Source organism: Pseudomonas sp. NY15181 (genome assembly GCF_048068055.1).
GTDB lineage: Bacteria > Pseudomonadota > Gammaproteobacteria > Pseudomonadales > Pseudomonadaceae > Pseudomonas.
This window is the reverse complement of the sequence record NZ_JBLUPT010000005.1, coordinates 65,953-78,124: the sequence shown is the minus strand read 5'-3', so window position 1 is coordinate 78,124 and position 12,172 is coordinate 65,953. Positions and strand designations below refer to the sequence as shown.

Sequence of the window (12,172 nt, the reverse complement as noted above, 5' to 3'; positions counted from 1 at the left end):
GGGGGCGCTCATTCTTTCGACGGCTCGCGGGCCAGGCGCTCGATCTCCTCGCGGAACTCGTTGAGGTCCTGGAAGCGGCGGTAGACCGAGGCGAATCGGATGTAGGCGACTTCGTCGAGCTTCTGCAACTCGGCCATCACCAGCTCCCCCAGTACCCGCGACTTGACCTCGCGCTCGCCGGTGGCACGCAGCTTGTGCTTGATATGCGCCAGCGCTTCCTCCAGCCGCTCGATGCTCACCGGGCGCTTCTCCAGCGCGCGCTGCATGCCGGCGCGCAGCTTGTCCTCGTCGAACGGCTGGCGGCTGCCGTCCTGCTTGATCAGGCGCGGCATGACCAGTTCGGCGGTCTCGAAGGTGGTGAAGCGTTCGCCGCAGTTCAGGCACTCGCGGCGCCGGCGGACCTGATCGCCTTCGGCGACCAGGCGCGAATCGATGACTTTGGTGTCGTGGGCGCCGCAGAAGGGACAATGCATGGCGGGTCTTGTACGAATAAGGGAAAGGCTCATGGTAGCGCATCGCCCTGCCAATGAAACCCTGGCCTCCCCGAGACAAGCCGGACGCTTTAGGCTATACAGGCGCCCGCCTGGAAATGTGCCGCGATGGAGTCCGCCCATGTCCGCCCGTCTGCTTTGCCTGTCCCTCATTGCCCTGCTCGCTGCCTGCTCCAGCGACAAGCCGGCGCCCGCCCCGCAATCTGCGCCCGCCCGCGCCGCAGCGGCCGAATCCCCCCTGCCGGCCAACATGCGCGCGCTGACCGGTCAGCTCAGCAGCCGCCAGGGCTACCTGCCCGCCGGCGGCGAAGTAGAACTTGCGCTGTTGGTGATCGATGAACGCGACCGCCCACAGCAACTGCTGTCCAGCGAGAACCTGATCGCCACCGGCCAGGCCCTGCCCTTCCGCCTGGTGTTCAACCCGCAATCCTTCCCGACGGGTGTCCGCGTCGAACTGCACGCCCGCGTCTCGCAGTCCGGCCAACTCGCCTGGCGCCTGCCGCCGGTACGCATCGCCCAGCCGGAGACCCAGGCCCTCGGCGAGCTGCGCCTGGAGCGCGTGCCATGACGCCACCAGCCTCCCTGCAGCAGGCCCTGGGCGAACTGCTGGGTGACGCGCGACTGTCCGCCGAGCGCCTGCCCGGCACCGACATCGACCTCTGGTTGATCGACGCACAGAACATGGACCGCGAGTTCAGCCCGGACGAAACCCGGCGCATCCTCGAAGAGCCACCCTACTGGTGCTTCTGCTGGGCCAGCGGCCTGGTGCTGGCCCACTGGCTGGCCCAACAGCCCGAATGGGTGCGCGGCAAGCGCGTGCTGGACTTCGGCGCGGGCTCCGGCATCGCCGCCATCGCCGCTGCCAAGGCCGGCGCCGCCGAAGTGGTGGCCTGCGACCTCGACCCGCTGGCGCTGGACGCCTGCCGCGCCAATGCCGAGCTGAACAACGTGGAGCTGAGCTACTCGGAAGACTTCTTCCAGGAAGCCGACCGCTACGACCTGATCATCGTTGCCGACGTGCTCTACGACCGCGCCAACCTGCCGCTGCTGGACGAATTCCTCAGCCGCGGCCGCGAAGCCCTGGTGGCCGACTCGCGGGTGCGCGACTTCAGCCATCCGCTCTACCAGCGCCTGGCGATCCTCGACGGCTGTACCTGGCCGGACCTGGCGGAGCCGGCTGAGTTTCGCCACGTCAGCCTGTATCACGCGCGGCGCGGCTGAGCCAGGAACGCTTCTGCAGGATGGCGAGGAGCGAAGCGATACCCATCGATTGCCGCTCCGACAGTATGGGTATCGCCTAGGCTCCACCCATCCTACGTTAGTGCGCTGATTCATTCCGGGCGCCCACCGGGAGCTTGTTTCCGTTCCCCACCGCCCCCACTTATAGTGGCAATCACCCTCATCGCCCCACTCGCCCGAGATTTCCCATGAGCGATACGCCCTACATCTTCGACGCCAGCATCGCCAACTTCGATCAGGTCGTCATCGAGAACTCCTTCATCAAGCCGGTCCTGGTGGACTTCTGGGCCGACTGGTGCGCCCCGTGCAAGGCCCTGATGCCGCTGCTGGCGCAGATCACCGAGTCCTACCAGGGCGAGCTGCTGCTGGCCAAGGTCAACTGCGACATCGAGCAGGACATCGTGATGCGCTTCGGCATCCGCAGCCTGCCCACCGTGGTGCTGTTCAAGGACGGCCAGCCGGTCGACGGTTTTGCCGGCGCGCAGCCGGAATCGGCAATCCGCCAAATGCTCGAACAGCATGTACAGCCCCCGGCTCCGGCCGCCGCCGACCCGATGGAAGCCGCGCAGGCCGCCTTCAACGAAGGCCGCTTCGCCGAGGCCGAGGCCCAGCTCAAAGCCCTGCTGGGCGAAGACAACACCAACGCCGCCGCGCTGATCCTCTACGCCCGCTGCCTCGCCGAGCGCGGCGAGCTGGGTGAAGCCGAGACCGTGCTCGACGCCGTGAAGAGCGATGACCACAAGCAGGCGCTGGCCGCCGCCAAGGCCCAGCTGACCTTCCTGCGCCAGGCCGAAGGCCTCCCCGACGCCGCCGCGCTGAAGACCCGCCTGGCCGCCGACGCCAACGACGACGAAGCCACCTACCAGTTGGCCATCCAGCAACTGGCCCGCCAGCAGTACGAGGCGGCGATGGACGCTCTGCTCAAGCTGTTCGTGCGCAACCGCAGCTACGGCGAAGACCTGCCGCGCAAGACGCTGGTCCAGGTATTCGACCTGCTGGGCAACGACCACCCGCTGGTGATCGCCTACCGCCGCAAGCTGGCGAACGTGCTGTACTGACGAAAAGGGCGCCGCGAGGCGCCCTTCTCTTTTTTAGGAGCGAGGGGGACGCCCAGTTCTTGCTCGCGAACCGAACCCCGCTGCAGGGCTGTTCGCGAGCAAGCTCGCTCCTACAGTTACCTGCTATTCCTCCACCCAGTTGAAGACCTGCACGCCCTCGCGCACCTCGATCTTCACCTTCGGGCTGTGCCGCAGGCGCACCAGCAAGCCCTTCGCCGCACCCGCACTGCCAGCCAGCGCTTCCAGCTCACTCATCAATTGAGGGCCCTCGGTGCCGCCACTGCGCCGCAACAGGTCCTGCGCGGCCAGCCACAGTTGATCCACCGGCGCGCTCGCAACGGGAGTCGCCCCAGCGGCGGCCGTAGGCGCCGCGACATTGACCGGCAGGTTCTGAGCCAGACGCGCCCAGTCGGCGTCATCCATTTCCACGGTCAGGTCCACCGGCCAATCGCCAATGGTGCCCTTGATTCTCAGCATCGCCCTTCTCCTCGCGCTGTTTCGCGCATGCTCCCACGGCATCGGCGCCACGCCAAACGCACGCTAAGCTGGCCTTAATTTTTCATCTGTTATAACGTAACAAAATCATTCAACGGACCGGAGTTTCCCATGCGCCCCCTGCTCCTCGCTGTCGCCCTGCTGCCGCTGGCCGCCCAAGCCCAAGCCCAAGCCCAAGCCCAAGCCCACGACGAACATGAACACGGCAGCCTCGGCAAGCACGAGCATGGCGTCGCCCAGCTCAACGCTGCCCTCGACGGCAAGACCCTGGAGCTGGAACTGGACAGCCCGGCGATGAACTTCGTCGGCTTCGAGCACGCCGCCACCAGCGATGCCGACAAGGCCACGGTTTCTGCGGTCCAGGCCCAGCTCAAGCAGCCGCTGCAACTGCTCAGCCTTACCGCTTCGGCCCAGTGCAGCGTGCAGTCGGTGGAGCTGTCGAGCCCGCTGTTCGGCGATGCGCCCAAGGTCGAAGAACACGACCATGACGACGGCGACCACGACGAGCACGAAGGTCATCAGCACGCCGATATCCACGCCCACTACCAGCTGACCTGCGCCCAGCCGCAGGATCTCGCCGGCCTGGATTTCGCGCCGCTGTTCAAACGCTTCCCGGCAACCCAGAAGATTCAGGTACAACTGATCGGCCCGAGCGGCCAGCAGGGTGCAGAATTGACCGCCGGCAACCCGACCCTGACCTTCTGAACCTCCTGAAATGACCGCACTGCTCGAACTCGACAATCTCGGCTTCGCCTGGCCCGGCCAGGCGGAGCTGCTGGACATCCCCACCTTCGCGCTGGCCCGTGGCGAAACCCTGTTCCTCAAGGGCCCCTCCGGCAGCGGCAAGACCACCCTGCTCGGCCTGCTCGGCGGCGTACAGCGCCCCCAGCGCGGCAGCGTGAAGCTGCTCGGCGAGGACATCGCGCAGATGAAGTCGGCGCGCCGCGATCATTTTCGCGTCGACCACACCGGCTACATCTTCCAGCAGTTCAACCTGCTGCCGTTCCTCTCGGTGCGGGAGAACGTCGAGCTGCCCTGTCATTTCTCCCACAGCCGCGCCGAGCGGGCGACGCTGCGTCACGGCAGCGTCGCCAAGGCCGCCGAGGCGCTGCTGGGGCACCTGGGGCTGGGCGATGCCGCGCTGATCGGGCGCCGCGCCGACAGCCTGTCCATCGGCCAGCAGCAGCGCGTCGCCGCCGCCCGCGCGCTGATCGGCCAGCCGGAACTGGTGATCGCCGACGAGCCGACCTCGGCGCTGGACGCCGACGCCCGCGAGGCATTCCTCCAGCTGCTGTTCGCCGAATGCCGCGAGGCCGGCGCCAGCCTGCTGTTCGTCAGCCATGACCAGAGCCTGGCGCCGCTGTTCGACCGCAGCGTCTCCCTTGCCGACCTCAACCGCGCCGCCCGCGCTCCGGGAATCTGAGCATGTACCTGTTGCGCCTGGCACTCGCCAGCCTGTCCAACCGCCGCTTCACCGCGCTGCTGACCATCTTCGCCATCGCCCTCTCCGCCTGTCTGCTGCTGGCGGTGGAGCGCGTGCGCACCGAGGCCAAGGCCAGCTTCGCCAGCACCATTTCCGGCACCGACCTGATCGTCGGCGCGCGCTCCGGCTCGGTGAACCTGCTGCTCTACTCGGTGTTCCGCATCGGCAACGCCACCAACAACATTCGCTGGGAAAGCTACGAGACGGTCACCCACAGTCCGCTGGTAAAGTGGGCGATCCCGATTTCCCTGGGCGACTCCCACCGCGGCTACCGGGTGATGGGTACCGACACCGGCTACTTCGAGCATTACCGCTTCGGCCGCGGGCAGACGCTGGAACTCGCCGAGGGCCGGCCCTTCGGCCAGGACCTGTTCGACGTAGTGCTCGGCGCGGAAGTGGCCGAGGCACTGCACTACAAGCTGGGTGACAAGATCGTTCTCGCCCATGGCGTCAGCACCATCGCCCTGGTGCAGCATGACGACAAGCCCTTCACCGTGGTCGGCATCCTCAAGCGCACCGGCACGCCGGTGGACCGCACCCTGCACATCTCACTGCAGGGCATGGAAGCACTGCACGTCGACTGGAAGAACGGCGTTCCGGCACGCGGCGCGGCGCGCATCAGCGAGGACCAGGCGCGCAGCATGGACCTGCAGCCCAAGGCGATCACTGCCTTCCTGCTCGGCCTTAAAAGCAAGGTCGCCACTTTCACCCTGCAACGGCAGATCAACGAATACGACGGCGAGCCGCTGATGGCGATCCTCCCCGGCGTGGCGCTGCAAGAGCTCTGGGGCCTGATGGGCACGGCGGAGAAGGCACTGTTCGTGGTCTCGCTGTTCGTGGTGCTGACCGGCCTGATCGGCATGCTCACGGCCATCCTCACCAGCCTCAACGAGCGCCGCCGAGAGATGGCCATCCTGCGCTCGGTGGGCGCACGGCCCTGGCACATCTTCAGCCTGCTGGTGGCCGAGGCCTTCGCCCTGGCACTGGCGGGTGTGGCGCTGGGCGTCGGCCTGCTCTACGCCGGTATTGCTGGTAGCCAGGGCTATGTGCAAGCGAACTACGGCATCTTCCTGCCATTGGCTCTCCCCAGTGCCTATGAATGGTCGCTGCTGGGCGGCATACTCCTGGCCGCGCTGCTGATCGGTTGTGTGCCGGCCTGGCGCGCCTATCGGCAATCGCTGGCCGATGGCCTGTCGATCCGCCTCTGAGCCAGCACCATGCGAGCCATCCCCGTGCAAGGAAATCCCATGCGCCGCCTGTTGTTCCTGCTGCTGATGCTGACCAGCGCCGCCGTGTGGGCGGCGCCGCGCGAGCTGACCTGGCCCGAGCTGATCCCCGAGGGCGCACCGCCGCCCCCGCCGCCGGTGCCGCTGCATGACTTGTCGAAGCTCTCCGATGTACTCAATTCGGAGAGCGGCCCGGCGGTGAAGCAGCAGACGCCGAACGCCCCGGTGGTGCAGGCGCTGGACGGCCAGGAAGTGAAGATGCCGGGCTACATCGTGCCGCTGGAAGTGGAAGAGGACGGCCAGACGGTGCGCGACTTCCTGCTGGTGCCCTACTACGGCGCCTGCATCCACGTGCCGCCGCCACCGTCGAACCAGATCGTCTATGTCCGGGGCGGCAAGGGGATCAAGGTGGACGAGCTGTACCAGCCGTTCTGGATCATCGGCAAGCTCAGCGTGAAGCCCGTGGAAAGCGATCTGGCCGAGGCCGGCTACCAGATGCAGGCGAGCAGCATCGAGCCCTACGAGTACACCGGCGAATAAGGCGCGACGCTTCGCCGCACCCCGAGATACTACGAAGCTTGGGGTCTTTATTGAGCCAAATCAAAAGTGCGCTTTTAGCACTCTCTACTATTCTGGGCACCAACACTTATACCAAAGAGATATGGAGCTCATCATGCGCAAGTCCTGGCTCACCACCTCGCTTCTTGCACTCGCCGTCGCAGCCCCCGTCGTGGCCCAGGCTGACACCATCCGTGGCCACAAGGCGGGCGACTTCCTCGTTCGCGGCGGCATCGCCACCGTGGCCCCGGACGACAGCAGTTCCGACATCAAGCTCGACGGCGCCAAGGTCAGCGGCACCAAGGCTACCGTCGACAGCGACACCCAGCTGGGCCTGACCTTCGCCTACCTGCTCACCGACAAGATCGGTATCGAGCTGGTCGCCGCCACTCCGTTCAAGCACCAGATCGACGTCAAGGGTCTGAACAAGGCCACCGGCCTGTCCGGCCTGGACGGCAAGCTGGCCGACGTCAAGCAGCTGCCGCCGACCGTACTGCTGCAGTACTACCCCATGGGCGGCACCAACTCCGCCTTCCAGCCCTACGGCGGCCTGGGCGTGAACTACACCACCTTCTTCGAGGAAGACCTGGCCAGCAACCGCAAGGACCAGGGCTTCAGCAACCTGAAGCTGCAGGACTCCTGGGGCCTGGCCGCCGAACTGGGCATGGACTACATGCTCAACGAGCACGCCTTCGTCAACGCCGCGGTCTGGTACATGGACATCGACACCAAGGCCAGCGTCGACGGTCCGACCGCCCTGGGCGTTCACAAGACCAAGGTCGATGTCGACGTCGACCCCTGGGTCTACATGGTTGGTTTCGGCTACCGTTTCTGACGGAGCAATCGTGAAAAAGGCGCCCAAGGGCGCCTTTTTCGTCTTCAGGGAATCACCATGTACCTCGAACTCAAAGCACTGCACGTCAGCCTCGCGATCATCAGCAGCGTGCTCTTTGTCCTGCGCCTGGGCTTGAGCTGGTGGGGCAGGCGCCCCTCGGGCTGGCAACGCGGCCTGCCACATCTGGTCGATACCCTGCTGCTGCTCAGTGCCCTGGGCCTGGTGCACCTGGCGATGCCCTGGCCGCTGCCGGTGTGGCTACAGGCCAAGCTCGGCCTGCTGGTGCTCTACATCGTGCTAGCTGCGTTCGCCCTGCGCAGCGCTTCGAGGCCGCGCAAGGCCGTGTTCAGCGCACTGGCGCTGGGCTCGCTGGCCGGCATTTTCGTGCTGGCGATCAACAAACCCTGGTGGTGATCAGTTGGGCGAGGCCTTCCGCCAGCGGCGTGGGTTCGTCCAGGCGGAAACGCTCCAGCAGGCGATGGTTATCGGCGCGGGAATGGCGGATATCACCGGGGCGCGGCGACTGATAAGTGACCGCCGGTAGCCCACCGGTGAGCTTGCCGATCTCGGCCAGCAGCTGGTTCAGGCTGGTGGATTGATCCAGTCCGACGTTGATCGCCGACTCGGCCACGTCTTCGGCCAGCAGCGCCTGCACCAGCAGCTTGACCAGGTCGCCGACGTAGATGAAATCGCGGGTCTGTTCGCCATCGCCAAACACGGTGATCGGCAGGCCCTGCTTGGCGCGCTCGGCGAAGATGCTGATCACCCCCGAGTAGGGCGACGACGGGTCCTGGCGCGGCCCGTAGACGTTGAAGAAGCGGAAGATCGCCGGCTCCAGGGCATGTTGGCGGCGATAGAAGTCCAGGTAGTACTCGCTGGCCAGCTTGTCCGAGGCATAGGGCGTCAGTGGCGCCTTGGCCGTGTTCTCGTCGATGGCGGCACCTTCGCCGTTCTGCCCGTAGACCGCAGCGCTGGAGGCGAACAGCACGCGCTGGATGCCTTCCAGGCGCATGGCCTCGCAGAGGTTCAGGGTGCCGATGAAATTGCTGCGGTGGGTCGCCACCGGGTCATCCACCGATGCCTGCACCGACGCCACGGCCGCCAGGTGCGCCACGGCCTGGCAACCACTCACTGCGCGACGAAGCTGCTCCTCGTCGGCGACGTTGCCGACCACCAGCTCGACGCGCGCATCCAGGTTCTCGCGCTTGCCGGTGGACAGGTCGTCCAGCACGCGCACGGCGAAGCCCCGCGCCAGCAGCGCGTCCGCCATGTGGGAGCCGATGAACCCCGCACCTCCGGTGATGAGGATCGGCTGCGCGGAGGGGACAAGACGTTCAGACATGGCGGTAGTAACGGTCCAGCAGTGCCGGCAGGCCGGCGCGCCAGGCGCGCGGCTTGATGCCGAAGGTATGGAGGATTTTCTTGCAGGCGAGCACCGCGTGCTGCGGTTCGTCGCTGGCGTCCGGGCGCGCCGCATGGGCCTGCGGGCTCGGTTCCTGTACGGCCAGGGTATGGAAAGCGCGGGCCTCGCCCAGCACCACCTGGCCCAGGGACAGGGTGGTGGTAGCCTCCAGGCCGCCGTAATGATAGGTGCCCCACAGCGGTGCCTGGCAGTCGAGCTGCTTGAGCACCGAGAGGATGACCCGCGCGGCGTCGTCCACCGGCGTCGGGTTGCCACGGCGGTCGTCGGCGAGGAACAGCACCTGCTCCTTCTCGGCACGCTCGAGGAAGCGGCCGAGCGAGCCTTCGAGGCTATCGTCGATCAGCCAGCCGAAGCGCAGCAGCACATGGCGCGGGCAGGTCGCCCGGACCCACTTCTCCATGCGCCACAGCGCCTGGCCACGGGGGCCCAGCGGCTGCGGCTCGTCCTTCTCGCTGTAGGCGGTGGCGCGGGCGCCATCGAACACGCGGTAGCTGGAGGGCTGGATCAGCAGGATTTCGTGGTGCTGGCAAAGTTCGGCCAGCCGCTCAACCGCGCGCTCCTGGCTGGCCAGGCGGGCGTCGCTGACGCTCTCGGCCTGGAACCAGTCGAAGTAGTAGGCGAGGTTGATCACCGCGTCGGGGCGGGTTTCATCCAGCAGGACGGTGAGGCTGGACGCGTCCCAGCCCCCTTCGGGCGGCCGGGGGGCGAGGAAGCCGATGTCTTCCTCGGCGCCAAGGCGGATCAGCGCCTGTCCAAGGGCATTACCGCCACCCAACAGCATCAGGCGCATGCGCATATTCTGGGGGTCACTCGAATCCGTGGGTTACCGCCGGCACGCACGGGCGCCGGAGGGTGATGTCCGCATTTTTCCTGCCCCCCGGCACAGCGTCAAGCGCGGCCGACCCGCTGCAGGCTCGGCCACCCGTGGCCGGCGCCCCTCAGGAACGGCGACGGAACAGCGGGCGCGGCTCGATCACCGAGCGGCCGTAGAGCACGCTCAGGCCCGCGAGCCCCTTGAGCGCGTCCTCCGCCGACTTGTCCTCGCGCACCGCGAAGGCGTCGAAACCGCATTGGCGCATGTGCGCCAACTGGTCGCGCAACACGTCGCCCACTGCCCTCAGCTCGCCGCGCCAGCCCAGACGACTGCGCAGCAGGTAGGCCAGGCTGTAGCCGCGGCCATCGCGGAAGCTGGGGAAGTCGATGACGATCAGCGGCAGTTCGTCCAGATGGCCGTCCAGTCTTTGCGGATCGTCATCCGGCGACAGCCAGACACCGTGACCGGCGCCGGACTCCAGCGCCAGCCAATTCTTCAGCGGCAGGATAATCTCACCAGCGGGCAGCGCTTCAGTCACGTCGCGCAACAGTTCCCAGGCATCATCCGGCGCCAGCTCGGCAACACCATCACGCAAGCGGATCAGATTCTTCATGCCGGCACCTCCGCCTGGCGGTAGACCCGCGCCTTGAACGGCTCCAGGCCGATGCGCTCCACCGTTTCGACGAAGCGCTCGCCGGCGCCGCGCTGTTCAACGTAAGTGCGCACCAGGGCTTCGATCACATCCGGCACCTCCGCGGCGCTGAATGACGGGCCGATCACTCTGCCCAGCGCGCTCTTCACGCCCTGCGCGCCGCCCAGGGTGATCTGGTACCACTCGCTGCCGTTCTTATCGACACCCAGGATGCCGATGTTGCCGATGTGGTGGTGACCGCAGGCGTTCATGCAGCCGGAGATGTTCAGGCTGAGGTCGCCCAGGTCGTGCAGGTAGTCCAGGTCCTCGAAGCGCTGCTGGATGCCCTGGGCGATGGGGATCGACTTGGCGTTGGCCAGGGCGCAGAAGTCGCCGCCGGGGCAGGCGATGATGTCGGTGAGCAGGCCCTGGTTCGGCGTACCCAGCCCGGCCTCGCACGCCTCGCGCCAGAGAGCGTGAAGATCGGCCTTGCGCACGTCCGGCAGCACCAGGTTCTGCTCGTGGGCGACGCGGATCTCGCCGAAGCCGAAATGCTCGGCCCAGTCGGCGACGCGCTCCATCTGCGAGGCGGTGACGTCCCCCGGTGGCGCCTCGGCGCCCGGCTTGGTGGACAGCACCACGCTGGCGTAGCCCGGCACGCGGTGCGGACGAACGTTGCGCGCGACCCAGCGGGCGAACTCCGCGTCGGCGGCCAGTGCGCTGCCGTAGGCCAGGTCATCGGCGGGCGCGTAGATCGGTGGATAGAAGGCGGCGGCGACGCGCTTGTATTCATCGAGGGTCAGCTGCGCCTCGCCATCGCGCAGGTGCTGCCATTCCTCCTCCACCTCGCGGGAAAACGCCTCGATGCCCAGCGCCTTCACCAGGATCTTGATCCGCGCCTTGTACTTGTTGTCGCGCCGGCCGTGGCGGTTGTACACGCGCAGAATGGCCTCGACGTAGGACAGCAGGTGCTGCCAGGGCAGCTCGTCACGGATCACCTGCCCCAGCATCGGCGTGCGCCCCAGGCCGCCGCCCACCAGCACCTTCAGGCGCAGCTCGCCGTCCTCGGCGCGGCGCAGGTAGAGGCCGATGTCGTGCATCATCACCGCCGCGCGGTCTTCCTCGGCGGCGCAGATCGCGATCTTGAACTTGCGCGGCAGGAAGAGGAATTCAGGGTTCACCGTGGACCACTGGCGAAGGATTTCCGCCAGCGGGCGCGGGTCGAGAAATTCGTCGGCGGCGACACCGGCGAAGGCCTCGGTGGTGATGTTGCGCACGCAGTTGCCGGAGGTCTGGATGGCGTGCATCTCCACATCGGCGAGGCGTTCGAGGATGTCCGGCACCCGCGCCAGCTCCACCCAGTTGAACTGGATGTTCTGCCGCGTGGTGAAGTGGCCATAGCCGCGATCATGCTCGCGGGCGATCCAGGCCAGGGTGCGCATCTGCTCGCTGGACAGGGTGCCGTAGGGAATCGCCACCCGCAGCATGTAGGCATGCTTCTGCAGATACAGACCATTCTGCAGGCGCAGCGGTAGGAATTCCTCTTCGCTCAGCTCATCGCTCAGGCGCCGTTGCACCTGGTCGCGGAACTGCGCCACCCGTTCGCGCACCAGGGCGCGGTCGTAATCGTCGTATCGGTACATCGCCAGGCCACCTTCGGATCGTTGCTTGGCGGCCTGCTTCTGTCGTCGGGCGCGCCACGTTGCGGTTGACCGCACTATGGCCGGCGGCTGTTGTGCAAAACAGCGGCAGATCGCGCGGGAAAAACCAGATCAGATACGCCTTGCCCCTGCCCCGGCGGGCCTGCGACCGGTTGCCGCAACAGGCCCGATCAGGCGTTTCATCGCGCATGGCGCCAGCCCTGCAACGACGCGGCGCGGGGCGAATCTCGCCATCTGATATGGTTTTTTCCGACGAAC

At 66.8% G+C, this 12,172-nt stretch carries 15 protein-coding genes; 9 read left to right on the top strand and 6 right to left on the bottom strand.

What is annotated here, in order from left to right; translation table 11 throughout:
• Positions 1 to 8: 8 nt before the first annotated feature.
• Positions 9 to 473, bottom strand: a complete 465-nt coding sequence (gene nrdR / locus ACNFBT_RS14050) for a transcriptional regulator NrdR (protein WP_207884752.1) — start codon at positions 471 to 473, stop codon at positions 9 to 11.
• A 139-nt stretch (positions 474 to 612) separates the two neighbouring features.
• Between nrdR and ACNFBT_RS14045 the strand changes: the two genes are divergently transcribed.
• The 3 genes from ACNFBT_RS14045 to trxA all read left to right on the top strand — a co-directional run bounded on the left by ACNFBT_RS14045 (position 613) and on the right by trxA (position 2,788).
• Positions 613 to 1,059, top strand: coding sequence for a YbaY family lipoprotein (locus ACNFBT_RS14045; protein ID WP_416750218.1), 447 nt, complete (start codon positions 613 to 615; stop codon positions 1,057 to 1,059).
• Positions 1,056 to 1,712 (top strand): class I SAM-dependent methyltransferase, encoded by a 657-nt coding sequence (locus ACNFBT_RS14040; protein ID WP_416750216.1) that lies wholly within the window; start codon positions 1,056 to 1,058, stop codon positions 1,710 to 1,712. The genes ACNFBT_RS14045 and ACNFBT_RS14040 overlap by 4 nt, the downstream gene beginning before the upstream one ends.
• Positions 1,713 to 1,918: 206 nt before the next feature.
• On the top strand, positions 1,919 to 2,788 hold the full coding sequence (gene trxA / locus ACNFBT_RS14035) for a thioredoxin (protein ID WP_416750214.1): 870 nt from the start codon (positions 1,919 to 1,921) through the stop codon (positions 2,786 to 2,788).
• Positions 2,789 to 2,911: 123 nt separating this feature from the next.
• On the opposite strand, the gene ACNFBT_RS14030 is transcribed toward trxA, so the two are convergent.
• On the bottom strand, positions 2,912 to 3,265 hold the full coding sequence (locus tag ACNFBT_RS14030; RefSeq protein ID WP_416750212.1) for a hypothetical protein: 354 nt from the start codon (positions 3,263 to 3,265) through the stop codon (positions 2,912 to 2,914).
• 129 nt (positions 3,266 to 3,394) lie between these two features.
• Between ACNFBT_RS14030 and ACNFBT_RS14025 the strand changes: the two genes are divergently transcribed.
• From ACNFBT_RS14025 to ACNFBT_RS14000, 6 genes are all read left to right on the top strand, one after another.
• A complete protein-coding gene (locus tag ACNFBT_RS14025) occupies positions 3,395 to 3,988 on the top strand; it encodes a DUF2796 domain-containing protein (protein ID WP_416750210.1) in 594 nt (197 codons plus the stop codon).
• Between the two features lie 10 nt (positions 3,989 to 3,998).
• A complete protein-coding gene (locus tag ACNFBT_RS14020; protein WP_416750208.1) occupies positions 3,999 to 4,706 on the top strand; it encodes an ABC transporter ATP-binding protein in 708 nt (235 codons plus the stop codon).
• A 2-nt stretch (positions 4,707 to 4,708) separates the two neighbouring features.
• Entirely contained in the window at positions 4,709 to 5,974 is a 1,266-nt protein-coding gene (locus tag ACNFBT_RS14015) for an ABC transporter permease (protein WP_416750206.1), read from the top strand.
• 39 nt (positions 5,975 to 6,013) lie between these two features.
• Positions 6,014 to 6,532: a DUF3299 domain-containing protein gene (locus ACNFBT_RS14010; protein WP_416750204.1), complete on the top strand. Its 519-nt coding sequence runs from the start codon at positions 6,014 to 6,016 to the stop codon at positions 6,530 to 6,532.
• A 133-nt stretch (positions 6,533 to 6,665) separates the two neighbouring features.
• Positions 6,666 to 7,385 (top strand): OmpW/AlkL family protein, encoded by a 720-nt coding sequence (locus ACNFBT_RS14005; RefSeq protein ID WP_416750203.1) that lies wholly within the window; start codon positions 6,666 to 6,668, stop codon positions 7,383 to 7,385.
• Positions 7,386 to 7,442: 57 nt separating this feature from the next.
• Entirely contained in the window at positions 7,443 to 7,799 is a 357-nt protein-coding gene (locus ACNFBT_RS14000) for a SirB2 family protein (RefSeq protein WP_416750201.1), read from the top strand.
• On the opposite strand, the gene ACNFBT_RS13995 is transcribed toward ACNFBT_RS14000, so the two are convergent.
• The 4 genes from ACNFBT_RS13995 to ACNFBT_RS13980 form a co-directional block, all read right to left on the bottom strand.
• Complete coding sequence (locus tag ACNFBT_RS13995) at positions 7,780 to 8,727, bottom strand: NAD-dependent epimerase/dehydratase family protein (RefSeq protein WP_416750200.1); 948 nt, start codon at positions 8,725 to 8,727, stop codon at positions 7,780 to 7,782. The genes ACNFBT_RS14000 and ACNFBT_RS13995 overlap by 20 nt on opposite strands.
• Positions 8,720 to 9,604 carry a sugar nucleotide-binding protein gene (locus tag ACNFBT_RS13990; RefSeq protein ID WP_207884703.1) on the bottom strand — a complete coding sequence of 295 codons (885 nt, stop codon included), beginning with the start codon at positions 9,602 to 9,604 and terminating at the stop codon, positions 8,720 to 8,722. The genes ACNFBT_RS13995 and ACNFBT_RS13990 overlap by 8 nt, the downstream gene beginning before the upstream one ends.
• Positions 9,605 to 9,746: 142 nt before the next feature.
• Positions 9,747 to 10,235, bottom strand: a complete 489-nt coding sequence (locus ACNFBT_RS13985) for a DUF934 domain-containing protein (RefSeq protein WP_416750198.1) — start codon at positions 10,233 to 10,235, stop codon at positions 9,747 to 9,749.
• Complete coding sequence (locus tag ACNFBT_RS13980; protein ID WP_416750196.1) at positions 10,232 to 11,896, bottom strand: nitrite/sulfite reductase; 1,665 nt, start codon at positions 11,894 to 11,896, stop codon at positions 10,232 to 10,234. The genes ACNFBT_RS13985 and ACNFBT_RS13980 overlap by 4 nt, the downstream gene beginning before the upstream one ends.
• Positions 11,897 to 12,172 lie beyond the last annotated feature (276 nt).

What these genes read in the sequence shown, in the direction of transcription:
- ACNFBT_RS13990 (WP_207884703.1), bottom strand. Translation starts at nt 9,604, where the DNA reads ATGCGCATGCGCCTGATGCTGTTGGGTGGCGGTAATGCCCTTGGACAG.
- trxA (WP_416750214.1), top strand. Translation starts at nt 1,919, where the DNA reads ATGAGCGATACGCCCTACATCTTCGACGCCAGCATCGCCAACTTCGAT.
- ACNFBT_RS14025 (WP_416750210.1), top strand. Translation starts at nt 3,395, where the DNA reads ATGCGCCCCCTGCTCCTCGCTGTCGCCCTGCTGCCGCTGGCCGCCCAA.
- ACNFBT_RS14005 (WP_416750203.1), top strand. Translation starts at nt 6,666, where the DNA reads ATGCGCAAGTCCTGGCTCACCACCTCGCTTCTTGCACTCGCCGTCGCA.
- ACNFBT_RS14045 (WP_416750218.1), top strand. Translation starts at nt 613, where the DNA reads ATGTCCGCCCGTCTGCTTTGCCTGTCCCTCATTGCCCTGCTCGCTGCC.
- nrdR (WP_207884752.1), bottom strand. Translation starts at nt 473, where the DNA reads ATGCATTGTCCCTTCTGCGGCGCCCACGACACCAAAGTCATCGATTCG.
- ACNFBT_RS14040 (WP_416750216.1), top strand. Translation starts at nt 1,056, where the DNA reads ATGACGCCACCAGCCTCCCTGCAGCAGGCCCTGGGCGAACTGCTGGGT.
- ACNFBT_RS14015 (WP_416750206.1), top strand. Translation starts at nt 4,709, where the DNA reads ATGTACCTGTTGCGCCTGGCACTCGCCAGCCTGTCCAACCGCCGCTTC.
- ACNFBT_RS13995 (WP_416750200.1), bottom strand. Translation starts at nt 8,727, where the DNA reads ATGTCTGAACGTCTTGTCCCCTCCGCGCAGCCGATCCTCATCACCGGA.
- ACNFBT_RS14030 (WP_416750212.1), bottom strand. Translation starts at nt 3,265, where the DNA reads ATGCTGAGAATCAAGGGCACCATTGGCGATTGGCCGGTGGACCTGACC.
- ACNFBT_RS14020 (WP_416750208.1), top strand. Translation starts at nt 3,999, where the DNA reads ATGACCGCACTGCTCGAACTCGACAATCTCGGCTTCGCCTGGCCCGGC.
- ACNFBT_RS13985 (WP_416750198.1), bottom strand. Translation starts at nt 10,235, where the DNA reads ATGAAGAATCTGATCCGCTTGCGTGATGGTGTTGCCGAGCTGGCGCCG.
- ACNFBT_RS14000 (WP_416750201.1), top strand. Translation starts at nt 7,443, where the DNA reads ATGTACCTCGAACTCAAAGCACTGCACGTCAGCCTCGCGATCATCAGC.
- ACNFBT_RS14010 (WP_416750204.1), top strand. Translation starts at nt 6,014, where the DNA reads ATGCGCCGCCTGTTGTTCCTGCTGCTGATGCTGACCAGCGCCGCCGTG.
- ACNFBT_RS13980 (WP_416750196.1), bottom strand. Translation starts at nt 11,896, where the DNA reads ATGTACCGATACGACGATTACGACCGCGCCCTGGTGCGCGAACGGGTG.